Source organism: Acidimicrobiales bacterium (genome assembly GCA_033344915.1).
Lineage (GTDB): Bacteria > Actinomycetota > Acidimicrobiia > Acidimicrobiales > Aldehydirespiratoraceae > JAJRXC01.
The window spans coordinates 4352759-4376412 of the sequence record JAWPML010000001.1; the positions used below are offsets into that span (position 1 = coordinate 4352759).

At 70.2% G+C, this 23654-nt stretch carries 24 protein-coding genes; 11 read left to right on the forward strand and 13 right to left on the reverse strand.

All coding sequences use genetic code 11. The features are described 5' to 3' along the window. Nucleotides 1-11: 11 nt before the first annotated feature. From R8F63_21320 to R8F63_21330, 3 genes are all read right to left on the reverse strand, one after another. The gene (locus R8F63_21320; GenBank protein MDW3221155.1) at nucleotides 12-1067 is read right to left on the reverse strand and encodes a hypothetical protein; all 1056 of its coding nucleotides are present in this window, start codon (nucleotides 1065-1067) and stop codon (nucleotides 12-14) included. A gap of 9 nt (nucleotides 1068-1076) precedes the next feature. Beyond that, the gene (locus tag R8F63_21325) at nucleotides 1077-1526 is read right to left on the reverse strand and encodes a universal stress protein (protein MDW3221156.1); all 450 of its coding nucleotides are present in this window, start codon (nucleotides 1524-1526) and stop codon (nucleotides 1077-1079) included. Between the two features lie 86 nt (nucleotides 1527-1612). Next, nucleotides 1613-3370: a sodium:proton antiporter gene (locus R8F63_21330; protein MDW3221157.1), complete on the reverse strand. Its 1758-nt coding sequence runs from the start codon at nucleotides 3368-3370 to the stop codon at nucleotides 1613-1615. Between the two features lie 132 nt (nucleotides 3371-3502). On the opposite strand from R8F63_21330, the gene R8F63_21335 reads away from it, so the two are divergent. Genes R8F63_21335 through R8F63_21350 form a run of 4 tightly spaced genes read left to right on the forward strand, consistent with a single transcriptional unit; the run spans nucleotide 3503 to nucleotide 6712 of the window. Beyond that, entirely contained in the window at nucleotides 3503-3913 is a 411-nt protein-coding gene (locus R8F63_21335; GenBank protein MDW3221158.1) for an Hsp20/alpha crystallin family protein, read from the forward strand. A 52-nt stretch (nucleotides 3914-3965) separates the two neighbouring features. Further along, complete coding sequence (locus R8F63_21340) at nucleotides 3966-5285, forward strand: hypothetical protein (GenBank protein MDW3221159.1); 1320 nt, start codon at nucleotides 3966-3968, stop codon at nucleotides 5283-5285. 6 nt (nucleotides 5286-5291) lie between these two features. Continuing rightward, nucleotides 5292-6242: a DUF808 domain-containing protein gene (locus tag R8F63_21345; GenBank protein MDW3221160.1), complete on the forward strand. Its 951-nt coding sequence runs from the start codon at nucleotides 5292-5294 to the stop codon at nucleotides 6240-6242. A 53-nt stretch (nucleotides 6243-6295) separates the two neighbouring features. Next, nucleotides 6296-6712 carry a DUF1330 domain-containing protein gene (locus tag R8F63_21350; GenBank protein MDW3221161.1) on the forward strand — a complete coding sequence of 139 codons (417 nt, stop codon included), beginning with the start codon at nucleotides 6296-6298 and terminating at the stop codon, nucleotides 6710-6712. Here R8F63_21350 and R8F63_21355 read toward each other — a convergent pair whose 3' ends face one another. The 3 genes from R8F63_21355 to R8F63_21365 are packed head-to-tail and all read right to left on the reverse strand — an operon-like array spanning nucleotide 6713 to nucleotide 11145. Continuing rightward, nucleotides 6713-8248: an AMP-binding protein gene (locus R8F63_21355; protein ID MDW3221162.1), complete on the reverse strand. Its 1536-nt coding sequence runs from the start codon at nucleotides 8246-8248 to the stop codon at nucleotides 6713-6715. A gap of 25 nt (nucleotides 8249-8273) precedes the next feature. Beyond that, nucleotides 8274-9131, reverse strand: a complete 858-nt coding sequence (locus R8F63_21360; GenBank protein ID MDW3221163.1) for a TauD/TfdA family dioxygenase — start codon at nucleotides 9129-9131, stop codon at nucleotides 8274-8276. A gap of 13 nt (nucleotides 9132-9144) precedes the next feature. Next, nucleotides 9145-11145 carry a hypothetical protein gene (locus R8F63_21365; protein MDW3221164.1) on the reverse strand — a complete coding sequence of 667 codons (2001 nt, stop codon included), beginning with the start codon at nucleotides 11143-11145 and terminating at the stop codon, nucleotides 9145-9147. Nucleotides 11146-11222: 77 nt separating this feature from the next. On the opposite strand from R8F63_21365, the gene R8F63_21370 reads away from it, so the two are divergent. Together R8F63_21370 and R8F63_21375 are read left to right on the forward strand one after the other, a co-directional pair. Next, nucleotides 11223-11879: a nitroreductase family protein gene (locus tag R8F63_21370; GenBank protein MDW3221165.1), complete on the forward strand. Its 657-nt coding sequence runs from the start codon at nucleotides 11223-11225 to the stop codon at nucleotides 11877-11879. Continuing rightward, entirely contained in the window at nucleotides 11876-12376 is a 501-nt protein-coding gene (locus R8F63_21375) for a PPOX class F420-dependent oxidoreductase (protein ID MDW3221166.1), read from the forward strand. The genes R8F63_21370 and R8F63_21375 overlap by 4 nt, the downstream gene beginning before the upstream one ends. Nucleotides 12377-12397: 21 nt before the next feature. Here R8F63_21375 and R8F63_21380 read toward each other — a convergent pair whose 3' ends face one another. The 3 genes from R8F63_21380 to R8F63_21390 are packed head-to-tail and all read right to left on the reverse strand — an operon-like array spanning nucleotide 12398 to nucleotide 15405. Further along, nucleotides 12398-13195: an enoyl-CoA hydratase/isomerase family protein gene (locus R8F63_21380; protein ID MDW3221167.1), complete on the reverse strand. Its 798-nt coding sequence runs from the start codon at nucleotides 13193-13195 to the stop codon at nucleotides 12398-12400. Between the two features lie 19 nt (nucleotides 13196-13214). Further along, the gene (locus R8F63_21385; GenBank protein ID MDW3221168.1) at nucleotides 13215-14012 is read right to left on the reverse strand and encodes an aldolase/citrate lyase family protein; all 798 of its coding nucleotides are present in this window, start codon (nucleotides 14010-14012) and stop codon (nucleotides 13215-13217) included. A 22-nt stretch (nucleotides 14013-14034) separates the two neighbouring features. Beyond that, on the reverse strand, nucleotides 14035-15405 hold the full coding sequence (locus R8F63_21390; GenBank protein ID MDW3221169.1) for an MFS transporter: 1371 nt from the start codon (nucleotides 15403-15405) through the stop codon (nucleotides 14035-14037). A 60-nt stretch (nucleotides 15406-15465) separates the two neighbouring features. Here R8F63_21390 and R8F63_21395 point away from each other — a divergent pair, with 60 nt between their 5' ends. Together R8F63_21395 and R8F63_21400 are read left to right on the forward strand one after the other, a co-directional pair. Further along, nucleotides 15466-15855, forward strand: a complete 390-nt coding sequence (locus R8F63_21395) for a nuclear transport factor 2 family protein (protein ID MDW3221170.1) — start codon at nucleotides 15466-15468, stop codon at nucleotides 15853-15855. Between the two features lie 42 nt (nucleotides 15856-15897). Next, nucleotides 15898-16698: an SDR family oxidoreductase gene (locus R8F63_21400; GenBank protein ID MDW3221171.1), complete on the forward strand. Its 801-nt coding sequence runs from the start codon at nucleotides 15898-15900 to the stop codon at nucleotides 16696-16698. Nucleotides 16699-16782: 84 nt separating this feature from the next. Here the strand turns inward: R8F63_21400 and R8F63_21405 are convergent, their stop codons facing one another. After that, entirely contained in the window at nucleotides 16783-17874 is a 1092-nt protein-coding gene (locus R8F63_21405) for a sulfotransferase (protein MDW3221172.1), read from the reverse strand. Between the two features lie 2 nt (nucleotides 17875-17876). Continuing rightward, entirely contained in the window at nucleotides 17877-19043 is a 1167-nt protein-coding gene (locus R8F63_21410) for a DUF1214 domain-containing protein (GenBank protein MDW3221173.1), read from the reverse strand. A gap of 19 nt (nucleotides 19044-19062) precedes the next feature. On the opposite strand from R8F63_21410, the gene R8F63_21415 reads away from it, so the two are divergent. Both R8F63_21415 and R8F63_21420 read left to right on the forward strand, forming a co-directional pair. Then, entirely contained in the window at nucleotides 19063-19896 is an 834-nt protein-coding gene (locus R8F63_21415; GenBank protein MDW3221174.1) for a TauD/TfdA family dioxygenase, read from the forward strand. After that, nucleotides 19893-20879, forward strand: coding sequence for a pyridoxal-phosphate dependent enzyme (locus tag R8F63_21420; protein ID MDW3221175.1), 987 nt, complete (start codon nucleotides 19893-19895; stop codon nucleotides 20877-20879). Before R8F63_21415 ends, R8F63_21420 begins: the two co-directional genes overlap by 4 nt. A 20-nt stretch (nucleotides 20880-20899) precedes the next feature. On the opposite strand, the gene R8F63_21425 is transcribed toward R8F63_21420, so the two are convergent. Further along, complete coding sequence (locus R8F63_21425) at nucleotides 20900-21484, reverse strand: XRE family transcriptional regulator (protein MDW3221176.1); 585 nt, start codon at nucleotides 21482-21484, stop codon at nucleotides 20900-20902. Between the two features lie 80 nt (nucleotides 21485-21564). Between R8F63_21425 and R8F63_21430 the strand changes: the two genes are divergently transcribed. Next, nucleotides 21565-23148 carry a bifunctional NAD(P)/FAD-dependent oxidoreductase/class I SAM-dependent methyltransferase gene (locus tag R8F63_21430; GenBank protein MDW3221177.1) on the forward strand — a complete coding sequence of 528 codons (1584 nt, stop codon included), beginning with the start codon at nucleotides 21565-21567 and terminating at the stop codon, nucleotides 23146-23148. Between the two features lie 5 nt (nucleotides 23149-23153). On the opposite strand, the gene R8F63_21435 is transcribed toward R8F63_21430, so the two are convergent. Continuing rightward, the gene (locus R8F63_21435; protein MDW3221178.1) at nucleotides 23154-23651 is read right to left on the reverse strand and encodes an SRPBCC family protein; all 498 of its coding nucleotides are present in this window, start codon (nucleotides 23649-23651) and stop codon (nucleotides 23154-23156) included. Nucleotides 23652-23654: the final 3 nt, after the last annotated feature.

A 23654-nucleotide genomic window follows, 5' to 3' on the forward strand; every position in this document is an offset into this window, starting at 1 on the left:
GGCGGCGGGGGTCACGAGCCGGTTCTGCCGACGTCCCCGTTGATGAGCCCCTGCGCATCCCGCGGCCGCAGCATCGCCCCCACATCGTCGGTCGGGCCGCGCTCGCCCGTCTTCGGCAGGATGACCGGAGCTCCGCCCTTCGCCAGGGTGGCGTGGATGAGGGCATCGACGACGCGCACGCCGCCCTCGGCGATCTCGTCGCCTTCCTCGGCGGTGTCGACCGGGACGATCGTCGTGTTGTCGCGCAGTTCGGCGCGGCGATGGTCGTCCGGGTCGGCGTTGGCGAGCAGCGTTGCGATGGCGCCGCGGTTCGCGGCGTCCACCACGTCGTCCACCCCGTCGACCGCGCGACCGTGCGACTTCTCGAAGCGGAACTCCGTGAGGAGTCGCACCTTCCGCTCGGCCACGACGCTGGCGGTGTGACGAACGACAGCGTCGGCGAGTGCGTCGTCGCCGTCGTCGGCAACGCGTTCGACGTGACAGCTCGACGGGAGCCGCTGGGCCAGGATCAGATCGAGGAGTCGAGCGTGGATGCCGTCCAGCTCGGCCCCGGCCACGAACACAGCGTGGGGCTGATGGCGCACCAGGAGCTCCTCGACGTCCGACGAATTGTCGCCGCCGGACATGCCGGCCCGCGCCGACGTGGAGCCGTCCGCGCCGAAGATCACGACGTCGACGCGACCGCTCACGCCTTCGCGCACGATGGCGTGGGTGATCATCTGTTGGCTCCACTCGATGATCGGGCCCAGGCGGGGTACGGGTTCGTAGGTGCCGACATCGCGGCGCAACGGTTCGGGCGAGGTGGAGACGACGTACCGTCCGTCGTTCGACGCGACGATGCCCATGGCCGAACGGTTGGGGGGCGGTGCGAGGAACGGCGTGGTGGTTCGCTCCACGAGGGCGGGAGGGGCACCGAGCTCCCGCAGGCCGTCGGCGATCGCGGCGATGCGGGCGACGAGCGTGTCGCGGCGCGTCGGCGCCATGTCGATGTAGATGGAGACGAATGGTCCATCGCCGGCGGCGAGGACCTGGAGTTCGTCGAGTGTGACGGGTGGTGGGTGCTGCACGGCCGCCCCTTACCGGGCGGAGCGGACGACGAGAACAGGGCAGGACGCGTCACGGAGGACGCCGGCGCTGACGGACGGGTTCAACAGGCGTGAGAGCCAGGAGCGGTCACCGGTACCCACGACGATGAGGTCCGCCCCGATCTCCTCGGCCACCTCGACGATCGTGGTCGCCGGATCGCCGGTGGCGGTGCGAGCGGCGCCGTCGGTGGTGGCCGCCGCCCGCGCCGCGATCTCGCGCGCCTCCCGGTAGATCCGCCCCTGTTCGGCGCGGAGGGCGGGGAGCGCCACGACGGGATAGCCGAGTCCGCCGATCACCGCCGGGGTGGCCGGGGCGGTGGACGGCGCGACGGCGCCGACGTGGAGGGCGACGACGGACGCGTCGTCCGGAAACCAGTCGGACACGATCAGAGCCGCCTCGTAGCTGGCGGCATCGTCGTCTGCAGCGAGGAGGATCTTCATCGGTCGGCCTTTCGTCGGAGGTTGCGTCTGTCGTGGGCGTACCCAGCGCGACGCCGGGACAAACACCCGGGTGCGGCGGGCCGGCGTCAGATGGGTTCCGGGGCGGGCTCGGGGAACATCCCGGGACCGACCTGCACCTCCACTTCGCCGGCCTTCTCGTCGGCGTCGGGATCGAACCCGACCGTGCCCTGCGGCCCGACGCGACAGACGGTCAACCAGCCGTCGCCGCGGGCCCGCTTCGGCCCGGTGATCCTGACCTGTGCGCCGTTGCGCACGGCTTCGCTCAGCCGTTCGGAGGTGTAGCCCACCGGGAGCACCGGTCGGGGCGCGACCGTCTGGGCGACGCCGGCTTCGGCGTCGAGGTCGGGATCATCGAGCCCGTAGATGTTCGCCGAGCCGACGATCTCCGCCAGTCTGGTCGTGGCGAACGCGTCGAGGTGATCGGTGCCGGAGAGGGCGAGCACGTGGGCGATCCCCACGGCCTCGACCGCTTCGGCGAACTCCTCGGTGTCCATCCGGCCCCGGAACGCCAGCTGGCCGACGGCGGCGGCGCGCTCCGCCTCGTGCTCGCTCAGCCCGACGTGCAGTGTCGGCACGTGCAGGCGGTTCAGGGCGTCGGCGATGGCGATGCCGAACTCCCCACCGCCGATCAGCGCGACCCCGGAGGGGTCGGGCTCCGCGACGCGTAGGCGGCTCGCGAGGAGGCGGGCGGTGGTGCCGGCGATGAGCACGGTGCCCGTCACGACCGTGAAGACGACCGGGACCAGCGGTCCGGGGTCGACCCCGGCGTGGTCGAGTTCGTGGGCGAAGAGACTGGCGACCGCGGCAGCCACGACGCCGCGCGGGGCGAGCGTCATGAGGAACAGACGGTCGCGTGGACCGACATCGCTTCCGAGCGTCGAGGCGAGGACACTGAGCGGCCGGGCGATCAGCACCAGGACGGCCACGATCACGAGGCTGGGGACGAGGTACTCCGTGACCTCCGCCAGCTCGACGCGGGCGCCCAGCACGAGGAAGAGAACGCCGAGCACCGACGTTCCGAGGTGCTCGTTGAAGGCGGCGATGTGCGCGGCCGGCGCGGCCCGTTGGTTGGCGAAGGCCATCCCGAGCACGGTCACGGCCAACAGGCCGGCCTCGGGGCGGACGGTGTTCGCCGCGGCGTAGGAGCCGACGACGGCGGCCAGCGTGACCGCGACCTGAAGATGATCCGCGACCAGCTGACGACGCAGGAGGACGATCAACGCGAGGCTGACGAGCAGGCCGACGGCGAGCCCGGCGCCGAACGTCGTCAGCACGCGGGCGACGATGGCGGAGCCGGCCCGGTCCTCGATGATCGCGTCGAGCACGACGATCGCGAGCGCCGCGCCGATCGGATCGATTACGATTCCCTCCCACCGGAGCACAGATCGGGTGGGTTCTCGGGGCCGGACGACGCGCAACAACGGGATGACGACGGTCGGGCCCGAGACGATCAGGATCGCGCCGAGCAGAACGGCGAGCTCCGTGTCGATGTCGAGGACCAGTCCGGAGACGACGGCGCCGGCGGCCCACGCGATCGCCGCGCCGATGGTGACCAGTCGGATGACGGTCGATCGTCCGGTGTGGAGTCGCCGCCACCGGAGGCTCGTGCCGCCTTCGAACAGGAGGATCGCGACCCCGAGCCCGATGCCGGCGAACAGCAGGTCCTCGCCGAACACCTCGTCGGGATCGATGACCGGACTGAGCGACACGCCGGCGACGAGCAGCAGGAGGACGGACGGAATCCGGATGCGATCAGCGGCCCATTGGCACGCGGCCGCGAGGACGAGGACGATCGCCAGCGCCTCGAGCGGATCCGTCACCATGCGGGAGGCCTACCCACCCGGCAGTGCCCCGAAACCACCATGTCGTCGGATCCCGATGTTTGGAACTCGGTCGCACGGGGTACGGACACGAGTACAGCACCTTCCGCAACTGCCTTGGAAAGGGTGATTCACGTGCTGTTCCGATTCGACCCCTTCGACCAGCTTCACCGCTCTGAGCGCACCCCTGGTCTGCTCGCCATGGACGCGGTCCGCAAGGACGACACGGTGTTCGTCTACTTCGACGCCCCCGGCGTCGAGCGCGACGACATCGAGCTCACCACCGAGAAGAACTCGATCACGGTCGAGACCACCCGCCGGTGGTACGACGTCGAGAGCGACACGCTGGTGAACGAACGTCCGCAGGGCACCTTCCGACGCCATGTCCAGTTCGGCGACGAGGTCGACATCGATTCCATCGACGCCGTCCTCGAGAACGGGGTGCTCACGCTCGCGCTCCCGTTGAAGGAGGACGCCACGGCACGCAGCATCGACATCCGGACGAGCTCGAACTCCGCCGAGGAGCTCGAGCCCGCGTCGAGCTGACGCCACCCGTCCTTCTCAAGGGCGGTGCGCGGCGGTGCTAGCTTCCGGGCCGATGCCTGGATCCGTCGCCCCCGACTGCTCGGCACCGTTCGACCCGGACTGGACGCTCGAACGGCTCTCGCGGGCCGGGCTCGCCCGGCTGTGCCGCGAGTACCAGATGCTGTCGATGTTCCACGACCGCGCCCTCATGCCCCACGTCGCCGGCGTGGGGGGCACCGAGGGCACCGTCACGCTGGCGGACGGCGAGTGGATGGGGTCCAGCCCGATCTACACCCGTCGGAACCTCGCCAACATCGGGGCGACCGGGGAGACGGTGTCCTCGATCGCGAAGGGTGTCCAGTTCGACATCGGCGGCCCGGATCACTTCCTCGACTTCCGTTTCGAGGTGGTGAGCGACACCGAGCTGTTCTTCTACACGGAGTTCTGCGGGCCCCATGATCACCTGGTGCGCATGACCGGCAACGACCACGACACGGTCAAGCTGATGTGTCACGACATGGAGGACCGCACGTTCGACGCCACCTTCTCGGCGACGAATCCGCGGGCGCGTTGCGAGCCGGTCTACCGTCCGCCCCGCCCCGACGACTTCACCGGACACCATTGTCGCTGGCGCCTCTGGGTCGACGAGGAGGCCGCCGGCGCGCCGCCACCGAACCCGAGCCTCGCGTTCATGGAGACGACCCGCGCCGCCGCAATGGACTTCGCGATCGGGGAGTCACACGAGCCGGGCGGACTCGTCGACTATTCGGGTCCGCTGCTCGACTGGTTCCGGCTCGAGGAGTTCGGCCACGCCTTCCTGGTCCGCCAGGCGAAGGAGTACGCCCTCGACGTGCACCTCCTCATGCGCGCGGCGTACTGGACGGTCGAGCAGCACTGGGGCGCCGACTTCCTCGCCGATGCCGCGCCCCAGCACCGCGCCGCGTTCGCCCCCGGTCTCGTCACTCGCCTCCGGGACGCGATGGGGATCGTCGGCGACGACATCGAGGCGATCGCGAAGATCATCCAGATCGACCCGGTCCACGTGCCCGACTACACCGCGTTCCGGGTGGAGGTCGAGGACGGAGAGATCCTCGTCGCGCTGGGGGAGTGCGAGGCGCTCCACGACGATCCCCGCAGCCCGCTCGGGCTGCTCACGTCCACACCGGACCGGCCCGGCTTCGAGCACATGGCCCAAGCGGTGAACCCGCGGGCGCAGGTGTGCGTCGACACGCCGCCGGACGGTGCGGTGGCCGCGTGGCGGGTGTGGATCGATCCCGCCGCCGATCCGGTCGAGCCCCACCCGTTGGTCGATATGGTCAACCTCAACGACATCACGACGTTCGACCTGTCGGCCCGGCCGGCGACCCCCGTCGAGATCACGCCGAGAGGGTAGGTAGCGATGGCAGGCGGACTGGTCGGGCTCCTCGACGACGTTGCGGCGCTCGCGAAACTCGCGGCGGCCTCGATCGATGACGTCGGCGCGGCCGCCGGGCGGGCGAGCATGAAGGCCGCCGGCGTGGTCGTCGACGACACCGCCGTCACGCCCACGTACGTGAAGGGCATCGCCGCGGACCGCGAGCTGCCGATCATCAAGCGGATCGCCACCGGATCGATCAGGAACAAGCTCCTGTTCATCCTCCCCGCCGCGCTGCTCCTCAGCGAGATCGCGCCGACCCTGGTCGAGATCATCCTGCTCGGCGGGGGCACGTTCCTCTGCTACGAGGGCGGCCACAAGATCCTCCACGCGATCAAGGGCGACGACCACGACCACGACGTGCCCGCCGCAGTGCTCGGGCCGGAGGCGGAGGAGGCAACGACCAAGGGGGCGATCCGGACCGACTTCATCCTGTCGGCGGAGATCATGGTGATCTCGCTCAAGGAAGTCATCGACGAGGGGCTGCTGCAGCGGGCGATCATCCTCGCGGTGGTCGCGGTGTTCATCACGATCGTCGTCTACGGGCTCGTTGCGCTGATCGTGAAGATGGACGACGTCGGCCTCTCGCTCGTCCAGTCGGGATCCGATGCGATGAAGCGGGTCGGCCGAGCTCTGGTGACCGGCATGCCGAAGCTCCTGACGGGTCTGTCGATCGTCGGCACCGCGGCGATGGTCTGGGTCGGCGGACACATCCTGCTCGTGGGCGCCGATGAACTCGGCTGGCACTGGCCCTATGACCTGGTGCACGACGCCGAGCACGCGGTGCACGACACCGGCTCGTTGTCGGGCGTGCTCGAGTGGCTGGTGAACACGGGGATCTCGGCCGTGGTCGGACTGGCGTGGGGCCTCATCGTCGTGACCGTGGTCGCGGCGTTGCCGTTCGGGTCCGACGACGAGGGCGCCGGCGCCCACTGAGTTCGCCGTCGGCGGCCTTGCTACGGTCGCGATCTCGTCCAGGAGGGATCCCGATGGAAGTCGTGAACGAAGTCATGCCGGCGAGCGCCGAGCGCGTGGAGCAGATGCTCGAGCCCGGCCCCGACGGGCCGATCTTCATGGTGAACCTCCTGAAGTTCAAGGAGAAGGCCGAGTACGAGGACGGACGCGAGACGGACCTGACCGGACGGGAGGCCTACCAGCTCTACGGCCGCGCCGTCTCGCAGCTCATCACGGAGTACGGCGGCGAGGTCACCTTCGTCGGCGACGTGACCTTCCTCGCGCTGGGGCAGGTCGAGGAGCTCTGGGACGAGATCGCGATCGCCAAGTACCCGACCCGCCGCGACCTGTTCGACATGTCCTCGTCCGCTGAGTGGCAGGAGGCCGCCGTGCACCGCGCCGCCGGTCTGGCCGGTCAGCTCAACATCGAGACGGTCGGCAACCCGTTCTGATCAGTCCAGCTCGCGGAACTGCTTGCGGAGCAGGTGGCGGCTGATCTTGCCGGCATCCGTGCGCGGAATCGCGTCGACGAACTCGACGCGACGGGGCACCTTGAACGCGGCGAGGCGCTCCCGACAGTGCGCCCGGATCTCGTCGGCCAGACCGTCGCTCGGGGCCACGCCGTCGCGGAGCTCGACCACCGCGAGCACGCGCTCGCCCCACTCGTCGTCGGGCACGCCGACCACGGAACCGTCGCCGACCGCGGGGTGGGTGAGGAGGACGGCATCGATCTCGGCGGGGTAGATGTTCACGCCGCCGGAGATGATCAGGTTCGACGACCGGTCCGTCAGGAACAGGAATCCATCGTCGTCCAGATAGCCGAGGTCGCCGAGCGTGAAGAACCCGGCCTTGCGGAACGTCGAGGCGGTCTTGTCGGGGTCGCCGTGGTAGGCGAACGCGCCGTCGGGTGCCTGGATGTAGATCAGGCCGATCTGGCCGGTGGGAAGGGGCTCCCCCTCCTCGGTGCCGATCGACACCGAGCCCGGCGGTGGCTGACCGACCGTGCCCGGGCGGGTGAGCCATGTCGCGCTGTCGACCCGGCTGCCACCGCCCTCCGTCGAGGCGTAGTACTCGATGATCACCGGCCCGAACCAGTCGATCATGGCGTGCTTCACATGCACCGGACACGGCGCCGCGCCATGGTGCACGGCCTTCAGTGAGCTGACGTCGGCGCTCGCCCGCACCTCCTCGGGAAGGGCGAGGAGCCGGTGGAACATGGTGGGGACGAAATGGGCGTGGGTGACACTGTGCTCCTCGATCAGGCGGAGCGCCTCGGCCGGGTCCCACGTCGGCATCACGACGACGGGTCCGCCCCACTGCAGCGAGAAGATCAGTCCGAAGGTGAGTGGCGCCGCGTGGTAGAGCGGTCCGGTGACCAGACATCGGTCGCCGGGCTCGACATTGTTCCCGTTGACCAGGTCGGCGAGCGAGTTCCCCGGTGCCTTGGCGACGCCTTTCGGATGGCCGGTCGTGCCGGACGTGTAGAGCATGAGCCGGCCGAGATGGGCGTCGACGGGGTCGTCGTCGGCGGCGTCGACGACCCGGCGGTAGTCGTCGAACCCGGCGATCGGACCGCCGGTCGCGAGGCGGACGAGATGGTCGCCCGCGGCACGATGGGATCCCTCCGCGGCGGCGTCACCGATGAACGCCTTCGCCTCGCAGTTCTCCACGATGTAGCCGGCTTCCTCGGCGGTCAGGTGCCAGTTGATCGGCGTGAGTCGAAGTCCTCCGCGCATGGCCGCGGCCCACGCCTCGATGAACTCCACGCGGTTGGTCACCATCATCGCCACCGCCGAGCCCGGGCCGACGCCGCGCTCGGCGAGGGCGCGGACCAGCTGGTTCGCACGACGATCGAGCGTGGCGTAGGTGGTCACCTCGTCGTCGATGATCACCGCTGGCATGTCCGGTGCCGTCGCGGCGTAGTACCCGATGGCCTCGCCCCGGCGGGCGAAGTCCTCACGGTCCAGCGATGGTGTGGCGTCGGCCATGTGGCCCTCCTCGTGCGACTGGACGTCAGTGGACGGCGAGTTCGGCGTTGTAGCCGATCGTCGAGCGGTGCAGGAGCCGCTCGTGACCGTCGTAGCCGCCGGTCGCCTTGTGCAGGACGCAACGGTTGTCCCACATCACGAGCATGTCCGGCTCCCACTGGTGCCGGTACTGGAACTCCTCGCGGGTCTGCCAGGCGTGGAGGTCCCCCAGGAGGGCGATCGCGTCGTCGTCGTCCATTCCCTCGATCCCGACGATGTAGCCGAGCGTGGAGTAGAGCGTCTCGGCGCCGGTCTCGGCGTGCACCCGGACCAGCGGGTGGACGTGCGTCTCGTAAGCCTCGTCGCTGATCACGATCCGCATGGCCCGCTCCTCGCCGGCGTCGGCGTCGCCGTAGAGCCCGTCCGGGGAGTAGGCGGTGCGGGCGGAATGGACGGCCATCCGACCGTCGATGCGCTGGCGGAGTTCGGGTGCCATCGCGTCGAGCGCGGCCTGCTGGTCCGCGTAGAGCGTGTCACCACCGACGGGCGGGACGACCTTCGCGAACAGGCAGGTGCCGTCGGGTGGATGGACCTGGAAGCTCCAGTCGGTGTGCCAGCTGTCGGCGAAGATCGGTGCGGTCTCGTCGGCGGCACGGGCGATGGCGGCGATGTGGTCGTGCCCGTCGATCGACTCGAAGAACGGGTCGTGGCCGAACGGCCCGAACCGGAGCGTGAACGCCTCGAGATCGTCGTCGCTGAGGGGCTGGTCGGGGAATGCGAGCACCTTGTGCTCGAGCCACGCGACCCGGATCTCGGCGACGGTGTCGTCGTCGAGGTCGCGCAGGTCGACACCGCGTACCGTCGCGCCGAGCGGGCGTCCGCTCGGGGTCACATCGAGGGGCATTGATCCTCCGTGCTCACTCGAGGGTCTGGCAGGGCTGTCCGGCGCAGGCGTCGATGATGGCGCCGTCGGGTTCGATGAACGCGGCCACGATGGCCAGGGCGGCGGGCACGTCGGCGAGCTTGCCGTGCGGGTCCTCGCCGGCGCGGGGTGGGATGTTGTCCGTCGGCGGCGCAGGGGTGCCGAAGTCCCACATCAGATAGCCGGAGCCCTGGTGGGGCAGCGAGTCGATGGGATCGATGAGGACGAACGGCTCCACGTCGGTCGAACGTCCGTCGGCGAGCGTCGGCGCGACCCGGCCGATGCCGAGCGTGCGGGCCAGCTTGTCCGTGCTCACGTTGGCCACCTGGTGGTCGCCGAAGGCCGCCAGGATCAGCACGTTCTTCGCCGGCGCACCGTCGTAGGGGTCCGTGGTCAGGTGCTGCGCCCAACCGGCGTTCTCGCCCCGGTCCCACAGCATCTCCATCATCTCCCGGGCGAGGCCGCGATCGAGGGGGTCCGGGTAGCTCCCCTCGAAGAGGGGCGAGAACTCGTCGAAGTCGATGCTGCGGGGAAGCAGGAGGTTGTAGCCGAGGCCGGGCACGGCCAGGATCACCTGCGTCCAGTCGCTGGCCAGCGCCGACGGGGCGCCGGCGAGGATGCCGCCCTGACTGGCGCCGAGGAACGACAGCCGGTCGTGGGCGATCGTTCCGCCCCCCGTGGCGTCCTGGAACGCCGGGTCGGTGACGAAGCCGTCCTCACCGGCCAGGAGGCGACCGAGCACCAGCCAGGCGAGGTGGCCCTGCTGCATGCGGTCCGGTTGGCTTCGGAAGGCCGAGAGTTCGCCGAGTGCGTCGATCACCGTGCCGACGTCGGCGGTGCTCATCCCGATCCAGTCGATGGCGCAGAAGCCGATGCCGGCCGTCGCCCCGACGGATCCGATGCCCAACGCCTCACCCCGGGATCCGAGCAGGCCGTGGCCGTAGAGGACGACCGGCGCCGGGTTGTCGGCCGATGCGGCGGCGGGCATGGTGCAGACGAACTCGGTGGTGAGCGAGCCGTTGCGGGTGGGGATGCCGTCCGGGTCGCCGTCGTTGTTCATGACCGAGCCGGTCGATCCGTCTCCGGTCAGATAGTTCGGCGTCTCGAACGTGCCGTTGATGACGATGCCGGAGCCGCTGGCCTCGGTGGAGGTGATCTCGAAGGGCACCGCGCCGTCGCCGATCTCCGCGGAGGTCTCCGCCCACATGTGGCGGAGGCGACCTGACAGCGAGTCGGCGCTGGCGACGGTGAACGTCCAGGCGACTGTCATGTCCTCGGCGTCGAATCCGGCCTCTGCCAGTCCGTCGATCAGTGACGCCGTGATGGTGTCAGGGGCCGCCAGCTGCTCAAGGTAGCCGGCGACCGCGGCGGGCTCGCCGTCGATCGTGACGAGATCGCGAAGCGCCACGATGTGGCGGTGCCCCTCCGTCAGCGCCACCGCGGGGACGATGAAGACCGGCGCTTCCCCGGGCGCGTGGTCGTCCTGGTCGAGCTCGGCCCACGCCGGCACCCGCTCACCGGTGTCGACGTCGAGGAGGACGAGCGTGGAGTCGTCGTCGAGCGATGCGCCGATGTCGGTCACCGGCGGCAGCGACGATGCGGCGGGGTCGAGGTCCGGGATCACCACCATCGGGATCGCCGCGGGGCTGAACCCGTCGTTGCGGTTCCACTCGGTCACGTCGATGGGCACGCCATCGGCGTTCGCCGGGCTGGACGGCAGGTCGACCCGGAGCCCGGTCGCGGTGGTGTCGTCGATCCTCGTGAACCGGTCGCTCGGCCAGGGGAGCAGGCAGTCGGCCGCGTCCGCGGTGTCACAGGTGCCCGACGCCGGGCGATCGGCGATGACGCCCGTCGTGGGCGGGGTCGTGGAGGTCGAGGTCGTCGTGGACGTGACCGAAGGATCCGGTTCGGCGGTCGGCGGGTCGTCGGTGTCCCCGCACGCGGTGGCGATGAGGGCCACGGCCACGGCAACGGCGAGGAAGTGTCTGCGAACCATGCTGCATTTGAGCACGGACGACTCGCGGGCGTCAGGTCGACGCGAGCCCGGGTTCGACCGCCGTGTCAGAGTGAGGCATGGAATTCGACCACGCCCAGACCGACGCGCTCCTCTCCACCACCCGCGCGGTGCGCAAACGCCTCGACTTCGATCGCGACGTGCCCGACGATGTTCTCCTCGAGTGCCTCCAGCTCGCGGTGCAGGCCCCGACCGGCTCGAACAAACAGGGCTGGCGGTGGATGGTGATCCGCGACGCCGAGAAGAAGGCCGCGCTCGCCGAGCTGTACCGGCGGGCCGGAGGCGACTATCTCGCCGCGGCGGCGGCCGACACGGAGACCGAGGGCCAGATGGGACGGGTCATGAGCTCCGCGGCCTACCTCGCGGCGAACCTGGAGCACGTGCCCGTGCACGTCATCCCGCTGATCATCGGCCGCCTCGACGAGCTTCCCGCCGAGTCGATCACCCAATCGGCCGCCGGGTTCATGGGCTCGATCCTTCCCGCGATGTGGAGCTTCCAGCTGGCCCTGCGCAGCCGCGGGCTCGGCACCTGCCTCACGACCATCCATCTCGGGTTGGAGAAGGAAGCCGCAGAGCTGCTCGGCATCCCACCGCACATGACGCAGGCCGGACTCCTGCCCGTCGCCTACACGAAGGGCACGGACTTCAAGGCGGCCGCCCGCCCGCCCGTGCACGAGATCACCTATCTCGACACCTACAAGAACCCGATCCGGTGAAGAAGATTCCGGCCGACGACCGGCGGGCCCGGTACCGGGCGAGCGACGAGAGCATCGACCGCGACGGCCTGCGGGACCATCTCGCCGGCAAGCACCAGTGGGTGCTCGCCACCACGCGGACCGATGGCCGCCCCCAGATGAGCCTCGTCACCGGTGGTCTCACGGCGGACGGGCGCCTGGCGATCGCCAGCTACCCGAGTCGGGCGAAGGTGAAGAACGCTCGCCGCAACCCCGACGTCTCCGTCCTCGTGATGGGGGACGGGTTCCAGGGAGCCTGGCTCCAGGTCGACGGCCGGGCGACCGTGCTCGACATGCCGGATCCGGCCGCGGCGGACGCGCTCGTCGCGTACTTCCGGTGCATCAGTGGTGAGCACGACGACTGGGACGACTACCGCCAGGCGATGGAGGATCAGGGGAAGTCGGCGATCATGATCGAACCGACGCGTTGGAGCCCGGTGAGCAAGGGTGGATTCCCGCCGGAGCTGTTCGAGGACTGACGTCTCCGCCGGAGCGGGCGCTCAGGCCGGCGGATCCTGGTTGAACACCGGGTCGCGCTTCTCCAGGAAGGCCATCATTCCCTCGCGGGCGTCGGCGGTGCCGTTCGTGAGGTGGACGGCGGCCCGTTCGCCGGCGAGCAGCTCGTCGAGCGTCTTGTGCTCGGCGTCGTGGAGGGCGTCGAGCATCCCCTTCACCGACAGGCGGGGTTGGCGGGCAAGTTCGGCGGCGAGCGCGATCGCCTGGTCCTTCAACTCCGCGAGCGGCCAGACCTCGCTGACCACACCGAGCTCGAGGGCCTCCGGACCGGTGAGCATCTTCGCCCGCAGGATCATGTCGAGCGCCTTCGTGCGGCCGATGAGCTTCGTGAGCCGAGCCGAGCCGCCCCAGGCGGGCGTCGATCCGAGATCCATCTCCGGTAGCCCGATCTTCGCGCCCTCCTCGGCCGCGAGCCGGAACGTGCAGCCGAGTGGCAGCTCGAGGCCGCCTCCGAGGCAGTAGCCGAACAGGGTCGCAACGGAGGGCTTGCCCATCGTCTCGATGCGGGAGATCAGGTCGAGCCGTTGGTCGAAGAACGCGTCGACACTGCCGGCCCGCTGGACCCCCTCGGGCAGCTGCTTGAGGTTCATGCCGACCGAGAAGTTGGTCGTGCCCTCCGCGGTGATCACGAACGCTCGGATCGAGTCGTCCGCCGCGATCTCCTCCACCACCTCGCCGAGGCGGTCGACGTACTCCAGCGTCATGCGGTTGAGGGGATCGTCGTTGGTGGAGATCACCGCGACCCCGTCGTCGCGCTTCTCGAACAGGAGCGGTTCGGTCATGGCCCGAGGGTAGCGATGGTCAGTAGACGGCGTCGTCGCCGTCGGCCGCGCCGCCCTCGACCGCGCCGCCCTCGACCGCATCGCGTAGCTCGCGCGCCAGCGTCGTCCGCAGGGCGACGGCGTCGGTGGCGACGGTGACCATCCGGTACCCCTGCTCGCGGCGTCGGGCCGCGAGGGACGCGTTCGCGTGGATGCCCGGGACCACGCCGGCCGCAGCCGCCGTCGCCGCGATGTGCTCGATGGTCTCGGTGAAGCGGGGCACGTCGTCGTTGTTCCCGGGCGCGAGCCCGAGTGAGAGCGAGAGGTCGGCCGGGCCGACATAGATCGCGTCGACGCCGTCGACGGCGAGGATGCCGTCGAGGTGTTCGACGGCGTCGATCGTCTCGATCATCGGGATGCAGATCACGCGATCGTTGGCCCGCGGGACATAGTCGGGGCCGTGCTGGGCGGCCGCCCGGATCGGTCCGTGGCTGCGGCCGCCCCGCGGCGGATAGCGGCAGGCGTGGGCGGCGGCCTCGGCGTCGGCGACGGAGTTCACCATCGGGACGATGACGCCGAGCGCACCGCCATCCAGCATGCGGCCGATGATGCCGGGCTCGTTCCACGGCACCCGGACGATCGGGGTCGCGTTCCCGAGCTCGAGCACCTGGAGCATCGCGATGGCGTCGGCATAGTCCGCCAGGCCGTGCTGCATGTCCACGCACGCGTAGTCGAACCCGGCGCGGGCGACCAGCTCGGTCGTGTGGGGACCGGGCAGCGAGACCCAGCAGCCGTGCGCCGTCTCCTGGCGGGCCCATGCATCGCGGAGCTGATCCATGGCGGCATTGAACCACGGCTGATCAGGGCGACGGGACCGACGGTGCCGATGGACGGCTCGACGCGGTGGAGATGACGAGCGCGGTGACGACGCCGGCGAGGACCACGACCACGAAGACGGGGGTGAAATCGCCTCGGGACGGGCTGTCGCCCAGGAGGGTGATGGCGACCGCGATGGCGAACGCGGAGCCGACGTTCTGCAGTGTCTGGTTGATGCCACCGGCGGCCGCGAATCGGGGACCGTCGAAACCTTCGACGGACAGGGTCGGCGCGGCCCCCCAGTACAGCCCGGACCCGACGCCGGCGGTCACGAGGAGGGCCAGCCATGCGCCGATGTTGCGTTCCTCGCCGATCGTGATCGCCAGCACGGTGATGACCGACGCCCACACGACGGTGCCGGTGAGCGCGACCGGGCGGGGACCGAACCGATCGACGAGCCGGCCGGCGAACGGGCCCGTGACCCCGGTGGCGAGGAAGAAGGGCGCGGCGAGCAGGCCAGCAGCATCGAGCTCGTAGTTCCAGACCTCGGTGAGATAGAGCACCGCGGCGAACGTCATCGAGAAGAAGCTCATGGCGAACAGGAGGAACGACGCGCTTCCGGCGCGAAAGGTGGGGTGCGTGAAGAGCGTGAGATCCAGGATGGGCCGCGGATGCCGAGCCGACCGGCGGAGCAGGGCGCCGACCAGGGCGAGTCCGGCCAGCGCACTCAGCGCCGTTCGCCCGTCGACCCATCCCCACGACTTGCTCTGGACGACCGCGAGCACGACGAGGGCGACGCCACTGAGGATCAACAGCGATCCGAGCGGATCGGGGAGGCGTTGGGTCTTGGCGTCCCGGCTCTCCTCCCAGACGGATGCGCCGATCGCGGCGGCGATGACCCCGATCGGCACCACGACGAGGAACGCCCACCGCCATCCGAGGTTGTCGACGATCACGCCGCCGAGCGCCGGGCCCGATCCGGCGGCGAAGGCGCCGCCCATCGTGAAGACCCCGATCGCGATGCCACGGCGTTCGAACGGGAACGCATCGAGCACGAGGGCGAGCGACGCCGGACCGAAGGCGGCTGCGCCGAGCGCCTGCACGCAGCGGCCGAGGATCAGGACGGCGATCCCGGGCGCGGTGCCGGCGATGACGGAGCCGAGCGCGAAGACCAGCGAGCCGGTGACCGCGACCCGCTTGCGTCCGTAGCGGTCGGCGATCGCGGAGCCGAGTACGACGGTCGACGCGAGCACGATCGAGAAGGCGTTGATCGCCCAGGAGAGTTGGGCGTTGCTCGCGTCGGGGAAGTAGTCGTCGAGGTCCACGAACACGACGAAGACGACGGAGAGCGTCATGGCGACCTGGAACGTCGCCATGACCACGACGGCGAGGGTCGACCACGGGCGGCGGCGCATCGGCGCACCGTAGGTCCGCGCGGCTGGCTCGGACGAAACGGGGATCGCTACGGTTCGGCCATGACCACCGCCGACGATCTTGTCCACATCCGCGCCCTCTACGACCGCTACAGCCACGGCATCGACACCGGCGACGGCGAGATGTTCGCCGGGTGCTTCACCGAGGACGGATCGCTCGACACCGGCGGCGGTCCCATGGTCGGTCACGACGCGATCGCGGCGTTCGGAACCGAGACCCACGCGGGGCTACCCGCCCTGCGCCATCAGGCGAACAACATCGTGGTGGACGTCGACGGCGACACGGCGACCGCCGCCGCCTTCATGAGCGCGTATCTGGTGGAACCCGCCTTCTCCGTCATCGTCACCGGTCGCTACGCCGACGAGTTCCGGCGAACCGCCGATGGCTGGCGCATCAGCAGCCGGGTCTTCACCGCCGACGCGACCGGCTGACCTGATCGGGCGGCCGCAGGGCCGACGTGCGATGCTCCGCTCATGAAACTCAACGACCTCTTCTCCGTCGACGGCAAGATCGCACTCGTGACCGGCGGGTCACGGGGGATCGGCGAGATGATCGCGGCCGGCTATCTCGCCAACGGGGCGAAGGTGTACATCTCGTCCCGCAAGGCCGAGGCCTGTGATGCGACCGCCGAGCGGCTGATGGCCGAGTACGGCGGGGAGTGCATTTCGCTGCCCGCCGACCTGTCCGGGGTCGAGGGTGCGACGGCGCTGGCCGAGCAGATCGGTGAGCGTGAGAACCATCTCGACATCCTCGTGAACAACGCCGGTGTGTCGTGGGGGGCGCCGATCGCCGAGTTCCCCGAGAAGGGCTGGGACAAGGTGATGGACACCAACGTGAAGGGCGTGTTCTTCCTGATCCAGCAGTTGCTGCCGTTGCTCGAGGCGAACGCCACCACCGACGACCCGGCCCGGGTCATCAACATCGGTTCGATCGACGGCATCAAGACACCGACGTTCGAGACGTTCTCCTACGGCCCCTCGAAGGCTGCCGTGCATGCGCTCACCCGCCAGCTCGGCGGGCAGCTCGCACCCCGCAACATCCTGGTGAACGCGATCGCGCCCGGTCCGTTCCCCACGTGGATGTTGAGCACCGGCGTCGGCACCGGTGGCGACGTGGAGGGCACGGACTGGGATGCCGTGGGCCGCACCAACCCCCGCGGTCGGGTCGGCACCCCCGAGGACATCGCCGGCCTCGCCATCTTCCTGAGCTCCCGCGCCGGCGCCTTCACCGTCGGCGAAGTCATCACCTGCGACGGCGGCTCCCTCGTCCAATAAGGATGAGACGCCGGGGGACGGCGGGGTCAGAGTCCCGTCCCACCTCGGCGCGAGAAGATGGGACGGGACTCTGACCCCGCCGTCTCAACTCGACAGGAAGCGGGTGCGGTAGGGGGCGAAGGTGCGGGTGACCTCGGTGGGGGTGGTGCCCTGGAGGGTGTAGTCGTGGCTGCCGGTCTCGACCGGGGGGCGGGCGTCGACGGTCGCGGTCGGGAGGCCGAAGCGCGCCGCGATCTCGTCCAGGGTCGCCTGCGGGTCGGCGATCAGGTCGGCCTGGCGGACGTGAACGACCCGGTCGGGAGCCACCACGCCGTCGTCCAGCCACGGGCCGAGCGACGAGAGCGTGCGTCCGTAGAGCTCCAGGTGGTAGCGCCCGGTCGCGGCCTCGTCGACCCGGTCGCTGAACGCCCGCCGCAGGTTGGCGACGAGGCTGGTGACCGATCCGAGGACCTCCGCGGGCTCGCGGTGGGTGATCACGATGCGGGCGTCGGGATAGACGGCCATGAGCGTCGGGAGATTGTTGAGATGGACCGGCGACTTCAGGACCCACCGCCCGGTGCGCTGCCGGCGCTGGAGGACCTGGAGCACGCGCCGATGGGTGTCGTACGCCGTCGTCATGTCGGCGGCGGCGAGCCAGTCGACATAGTTCGGAAGGTCGTAGCGGCTGATGAACTCCTCGCTGCGGAACGCGAACGACATCGCGGACAGGCATTCCTTGTGCATGCGACCGGCGTAGCGGTGGATCGCGAGCATCGGCTCGCTGATCCGCTGCGGAAAGGTCAACTCCTCGTCGGCCGCGCGGATCCGGGGATCGTCGTCGGCTTCGTCGCCCGTCGGAGGTGGGAGCGGCGAGAGCAGCTCCCAGCCCTGCGGTGCCCGGACGCCGGGAAGCTGGGCGAGCAGCCCGTGCAGGTAGGTCGTACCCGTCCGCGGCGCGCCGGCGACGACCACCGGCGCCTCGATCGTTTCGTCGACGACGCCGGGATCCGCGGTCGCCACGTCACGGAGGTCGGCGTGGCCCCGGAGGAGCCGGAGGAGCCAACGGCGGGTGAAGTCCGCGCCGACGTCGGTGAGCCGGGCCCGGTCGCGCAGATCGTCGACGATGATCCGGAACGGTTCGTCCGCCGCCGCGTCGAGGGCCACGCCCGCCTCGTCGAGGAGCTTGTCGGCGTGCATGGTCAGGTGCGGAAGCGCCAGGCGAGATGGCGGCGCCGGGCCGCCAGCTCAGCCGCTCGCTCGTCACTGCCGATCCGGGGAGTCGCCTCGCCCATGACGGCGTCGAGGTCGGTCGCCCGTACGACCTGCGTCGAGATCTCGGGGGCCACGTCGTCGTGGGGCCAGAACCAGCGGAACGTGCACAGGCCCGTGGCGCGCCCTCCGGTGTCGAGCCAGTTGGCCGCGCCGACGTCGGTGGGTCCGACGACGAGGCGGATGCGGCCGTCGGCCGAGACCGTCGTCTGGCGGTGGTTGCGGGAGCAGACGCGGTCCCACGGGTCGGTGAGCTCGAACGTTCCCATGCGGTAGAGCTGGAGCGCCCAGTAGTCGGCGTGGGGCACGTCGGCCTCCACGAAGATCGACTCGTCGGGGGCGAGGTCCCAGAAGTTGAACGCGTAGCGGGCGGCCGAGAGCCCTTTCGCGACCTCGAGCCCGCTCGCGAAGACGTTGGGTTCGCGCTCGTCGCGGTTCTCGATCAGATAGCGGTTCCAGTTCCGCACGGAGTCGTCGACCTGCATGAACGCCCGGTCCAGGAGTGGGGCGAGGTCGTCCGCGATCGGAGCGGCCACCGGACCGGGATCGTCCAGGCATTCGATCACGAACGTGGCGGGCTCATCGGCGGACCAGTCGTAGTAGTACTCGCGGATCGACACCATGATCGCCCCGTCGGGCAGCTCGACATGGGCGGGGCCGGTCCCGCCGCTCCCGAGCGTGATCTCGAAGTCGTCGCCGGGCCCGATCCCCAGATCCGAGGCGGTCAGTGTCGCGACGGTGCCCCAGACCTCGTTGTGCATGAACCCCTTGCGGATGGCGAGCAGCCACTGATCGCAGGAGTGCATACGGCCGGTGATGCGGTACCGGTGCTGCGGGCTGATCCGGGCGTGGCGGTACACGTTGTCGGCGTTGGGGCCGCCCCACTGGCTGACGAGATCGTTGTGGCGGTGAAAGGCCGGACGGGTCGGGTCGGCGTGGAAGACCTCCCACTCCACGAATCGCGTCATCTGCTCGAGCAGGTGCTCGATCTGCTCGCCCGGCGCGTCGGGGAACGGCGGACCGACCACGTCCGCGGCGAGCGCAGCGATGCGGTCGGTGAATCCCCGGACGAGTGCGGTGAGATCGGACATCGGCATGGAGATTAGGGTCTGCGCGATGCGCGACCTTCGCCTGCGGCCCATTTCCGGCGCACTCGGTGCCGAGGTGACCGGCATCGATCTCGGCGATCTCGATGCCGACGCCGTCGCCGCGATCCGCGACGCGTTCGTCGACCACCACGTCCTGGTCTTCCGCGACCAGGACCTCACCCCGGAGGACCAGGTCGCCTTCGGTCGCCACTTCGGCGAGCTCGACACCCATCCGTTCGTGGAGATGAACGAACAGCACGGTGAGATCCTCGACGTCGTCACGGAGCCGGACGACCGCAGCAACTTCGGCGGCGGGTGGCACACCGACCTGACGTTCCTCGACGAGCCCGATCTCGGGTCGATCCTCTACGCGGTCGAGGTGCCGGAGACCGGGGGCGACACCCTCTTCGCCAATCAGCACCTCGCCTACGACGCGCTGAGCGAGACGATGCGAGCCATCCTCGATGATCTCGAGGCGGTGCACAGCGCGGCCCCCCAGTACGGCGAGGGTGGCCTCTCGACGTACAGCAAGAGCATGGAGACGAAGGACTCCGAGCTCTCCTACAAGACGGTCGTGCATCCGGTCGTGCGGACCCATCCGGAGTCCGGTCGCAAGGCGCTCTACGTGAACGGCGCGTTCACGACCGGCATCGTCGGCATGCACGGCGCCGAGTCCCGCCACCTCCTCGAGTTCCTGCTGAAGCACGCCGTGCGCGAGCGCTTCACCTGTCGCGTTCGATGGGAACCGGGCACGCTGGTGATGTGGGACAACCGCAGCGTGCAGCACTACGCGCTCCACGACTACGCCGGGCAGCGCCGCCACATGCGGCGGGTCACGGTCAAGGGCGATCGCCCGGTATGACCGCACTCGACGCGCAGCCGCGCGTCACGCTCGGCCACTGGCCCACGCCGCTCGAACCCGCCGATCGGCTGCGGGCGATCCAGGGTGGGCCCCGCGTCTGGCTGAAGCGCGACGACTGTTCCGGTCTGGCGTTCGGCGGCAACAAGACCCGCAAGCTCGAGTTCCTACTGGGTCGGGCTCTCGCCGACGAGGCGACCGGTGTGGTCACGTTCGGTGCGCTCCAGTCGAACCACTGTCGCCAGGCCGCGGCGGCCTGCAACCGGGTCGGTCTGCCGTGCCACCTGATCCTCACGACCGCGGTGGACCGCGACGACGCCCACTACACCGGGTCCGGCAACCGGATGCTCGACGACGTCCTCGGCGCGACGGTCCACGTCGTGGCCGACAACGACGCGGCGCTCACCCGGTGCGGCGAGCTGCTCGCCGGCGACCCCGCGCTCGCGGTGATCGGCCCGGGCGGGTCCGACGCCACCGGCACACTCGGCTATGTCGCTGCGGCCCGCGAACTGGCGGACCAGCTCCACGCCGAGGGGGTCGTGCCGACCGAGGTGGTGGTCGCGGCGTCGACCGGCGGCACTGCGGCGGGTCTCCTGCTCGGCCTCGCCCTGGCGGGGATGCCCACGCCGGTACGTGCCGTCGCCGTCTACGCCGACGGGGCGACCACGAGCGGCGTCGTCGACCATCTCGTCACCGAGACCGCCGCGCTGCTCGGTGTCGACCCGCCGTCGCCGGAGCTGCTCCGCGTCGACGACTCCGGCCTCGGCGACGGCTACGGCATCGAAACCGCGGCGTCACACGGGGCGATCGACGTCCTCGCCCGGGCCGAGGGCGTGTTGCTCGACCCCGTCTACACGGCCAAGGCGTTCGCCGCGCTCCTCGCCGACCCCGGAGCCGCGGACGACGACGTCGTCTTCGTGCACACGGGCGGCCAGCCGGGCCTTTTCGCCTACGCAGCGGCGTTCGCGGTGGACGGCGACACCTGAGCGGCCCGCGTCGGCCGCCGTCACCCCGGTTCGGACGGGGCCGACTCGTCGTGGGTGTGGGCGCGGTGGCCGTCGCGGTCGAAGATCATGATGACCTCGGCCGGCTCGTCGACCGCGGCGAAGGCGTGGGGGGTCATCGTGGCGAACTCGGCGGCTTCGCCCCGCTCGACGAGGATCTCGCGGTCGCCGAGCAACAGGCGCACCCGACCCTCGAGCACGAAGAACCAATCGTGGCCGGGATGGACCCGCTGCTCCGGTCGGCGTGACGTCGGCTGCAACCGCTGCTTGAGCGCAACCGTCGAACCGGTCGGGCGGCTCAACATCCAGGTGGTGCGGTCGCCGGACCGGCTGGGTTGTGGGCGGATCACGACGTCCTCGTCGTTGGTGAGGTCGAGGAGCGAGTCGAGGTCGATCTGCAACGCGGTGGCGAGCGGCAACAAGATGTCGAGGCTGATGGTCCGGTTGCCGGTCTCCACCCGGCTTATCGTCGACGCGCTGAGGTTGGTCCGCTCGGCCAGGGCGTCGAGCGACAGCCCCATCGACGTCCGGAGGCTGCGCAATCTGCTCCGCACGAGATGCTCGATGTCCTCGAGGCGGGCGGTCATGGCCAAGTTTTCCTCGGCCGAGGCTTGCGAATTCTGCAAGACACCATCCAGTTCATGGGAAACACCGTACCGTCGTCGGCATGTCCGAACACACACCGCACTCCATCGAACGCCACGGCGACGTCCTCGTCGTCGGTGGTTCGGCCGCCGGACTCGCCGCGGCCCTCCAGCTCGGCCGGCAGCGGCGATCGGTGATGGTCGTCGACGCCGGTGAACCCCGCAACGCGCCCGCGGCGGCGATGCACGGCTTCCTCGGGCGCGACGCAACGCCGCCGTCGGAGCTCATCGGCGTCGGCCGTGAGGAGGTCCGCAGCTATGGCGGTGAGGTGCTCAGCGGGCGTGTGGTCGAGCTGACCCGACACGACCGCGGCTTTCGGGCCGACCTGGTCGGCGGCCACTCGGTCGTGGCCCGACACGTGGTGATCGCGACCGGCATCGTCGACGTCCTCCCCGACATCGACGGTGTGGCCGACCAGTGGGGGCGGGGCGTGATCCACTGCCCGTTCTGCCACGGCTACGAGGTCCGCGACCGCCGGATCGTCCAGATCGTGACCCATCCGATGGGGCTCCACTCCGCGCCGCTCTTCCGGCAGCTGTCCGACCGCTTGACCGTCGTCGTGCACGAGCCGGCCGATATCGACCGGGCCGACCTCGACGCCCTCGACGCCGCCGGCGTGGAGATCGTGGAGCGGTGGGTCGCCCGGGTCGTCACCGGCCCGACGGGCGAGATCTCGGGGGTCGAGCTCGCGTCGGGCGAGGTGCTCGACGCTGACGCGGTCGTGGTCGGGCCTCGCTTCGCCGCGGCGACCGCGCCGTTCGAGCGCGTGGGTGTCGCCGCTGCGCCTCACCCATCCGGCCTCGGGACGGCGGTCGAGGTCGACGAGCTCGGCGCGACCTCGGTGCCGGGCGTCTGGGCGGCCGGGAACGTGACCGACCCGAGCCAGCAGGTCATCCAGGCGGCCGCCGCCGGCGCCCGGGTCGGTGCGATGGTCGCGTTCGCGTTGGCGCAAGAGGACCTCGCCGCCGACGGGCGCCCGTCCTCGAACGAGGTCGACTGGGACCGGCGCTATGCCGGCGATCGTCTCTGGAGCGGCAACCCCAACGGGGCCCTCGTCACCGAGCTCGACGGGGTTGCGCCGGGGACCGCCCTCGACGTCGGCTCAGGTGAGGGCGGCGACGCGATCTGGCTCGCCGAGCAGGGATGGACGGTCACGGCGTCAGACATCTCGACGACCGCCCTCGCGGTCGTTGCGGCCGAGGCAGACCGGCGCGGTCTGCCGATCGAATGTCTCCACGCCGACGCCAACGCCATCGATGCCTACGGCTCGCGCCGGTTCGACCTCGTCTCCGCGCACTACGCCTCGATTCCCCGGACGGCCGACGATCGTGGGCTGCACAACCTGCTCGACGCCGTCGCTCCCGGGGGCACCCTGCTCGTGGTCAGCCACGACATCACGCCGATGCGGCACCCGGTCGACACCACCACGGTCAGCCGGGTCTTCGACCCTGACGCCTACCTGCGGGTCGAGGACGTGGAAGCGGTCGTCCGCAGCTCCCCGTCGTGGACGATCGAGGTCCATGAGACGCGACCCCGGCCCCCCGGAGCCGCGTCCGCCCACCATGTCGACGACGTCGTTCTTCGCGCCCGTCGCCACCCGCGTTGATCGGTTCAGGTTGCGTGCGTCATCAGCTCGACCAGCTGGTCGAGCACGGTGCCCCAGCCGTCGTGAAAGCCCATCTCCTCGTGTTGGGCACGGGAGTCGACGTCGTTGTGGACGGCGACCGCCCGGTAGCGGGTACCGCCCGTCGCGGTCGGCTCGAGTTCGATGATCGCCGTCATCGCCACGTCGCCGGCGGCGGTCGGTCGGGGCCGGTAGTCGGGGCCGAGCACCGAGGTCCACGAGAGCTTCTCGCCGGGGACGATCTCGAGATAGCAACCGGTGTTGTCGAACTCGTCGCCCTCCGGTGAGCGCATCACGGTGCGGAACACGCCGCCCGGCCGGAGATCGACCTCGGCGTCGGGGGTCTCCCACGGCCGGGGCGTGAAGAACTGCTTGAGGAGCTCGGGTTCGGTCCAGGCTCGCCAGACGAGCTCAGGCGGGACGGCGACCTCCCGCTCGAGCACGAGGTCGAGTTCGGGGTTGACGGGGTAGGGGGTGAAGCTCACGTG

Coding starts and splice junctions, on each gene's coding strand:
- R8F63_21325 (MDW3221156.1), bottom strand. CDS start 1,526: ATGAAGATCCTCCTCGCTGCAGACGACGATGCCGCCAGCTACGAGGCG.
- R8F63_21330 (MDW3221157.1), bottom strand. CDS start 3,370: ATGGTGACGGATCCGCTCGAGGCGCTGGCGATCGTCCTCGTCCTCGCG.
- R8F63_21340 (MDW3221159.1), top strand. CDS start 3,966: ATGCCTGGATCCGTCGCCCCCGACTGCTCGGCACCGTTCGACCCGGAC.
- R8F63_21345 (MDW3221160.1), top strand. CDS start 5,292: ATGGCAGGCGGACTGGTCGGGCTCCTCGACGACGTTGCGGCGCTCGCG.
- R8F63_21350 (MDW3221161.1), top strand. CDS start 6,296: ATGGAAGTCGTGAACGAAGTCATGCCGGCGAGCGCCGAGCGCGTGGAG.
- R8F63_21355 (MDW3221162.1), bottom strand. CDS start 8,248: ATGGCCGACGCCACACCATCGCTGGACCGTGAGGACTTCGCCCGCCGG.
- R8F63_21360 (MDW3221163.1), bottom strand. CDS start 9,131: ATGCCCCTCGATGTGACCCCGAGCGGACGCCCGCTCGGCGCGACGGTA.
- R8F63_21365 (MDW3221164.1), bottom strand. CDS start 11,145: ATGGTTCGCAGACACTTCCTCGCCGTTGCCGTGGCCGTGGCCCTCATC.
- R8F63_21370 (MDW3221165.1), top strand. CDS start 11,223: ATGGAATTCGACCACGCCCAGACCGACGCGCTCCTCTCCACCACCCGC.
- R8F63_21380 (MDW3221167.1), bottom strand. CDS start 13,195: ATGACCGAACCGCTCCTGTTCGAGAAGCGCGACGACGGGGTCGCGGTG.
- R8F63_21385 (MDW3221168.1), bottom strand. CDS start 14,012: ATGGATCAGCTCCGCGATGCATGGGCCCGCCAGGAGACGGCGCACGGC.
- R8F63_21390 (MDW3221169.1), bottom strand. CDS start 15,405: ATGCGCCGCCGCCCGTGGTCGACCCTCGCCGTCGTGGTCATGGCGACG.
- R8F63_21395 (MDW3221170.1), top strand. CDS start 15,466: ATGACCACCGCCGACGATCTTGTCCACATCCGCGCCCTCTACGACCGC.
- R8F63_21400 (MDW3221171.1), top strand. CDS start 15,898: ATGAAACTCAACGACCTCTTCTCCGTCGACGGCAAGATCGCACTCGTG.
- R8F63_21405 (MDW3221172.1), bottom strand. CDS start 17,874: ATGCACGCCGACAAGCTCCTCGACGAGGCGGGCGTGGCCCTCGACGCG.
- R8F63_21410 (MDW3221173.1), bottom strand. CDS start 19,043: ATGCCGATGTCCGATCTCACCGCACTCGTCCGGGGATTCACCGACCGC.
- R8F63_21415 (MDW3221174.1), top strand. CDS start 19,063: ATGCGCGACCTTCGCCTGCGGCCCATTTCCGGCGCACTCGGTGCCGAG.
- R8F63_21420 (MDW3221175.1), top strand. CDS start 19,893: ATGACCGCACTCGACGCGCAGCCGCGCGTCACGCTCGGCCACTGGCCC.
- R8F63_21425 (MDW3221176.1), bottom strand. CDS start 21,484: ATGACCGCCCGCCTCGAGGACATCGAGCATCTCGTGCGGAGCAGATTG.
- R8F63_21430 (MDW3221177.1), top strand. CDS start 21,565: ATGTCCGAACACACACCGCACTCCATCGAACGCCACGGCGACGTCCTC.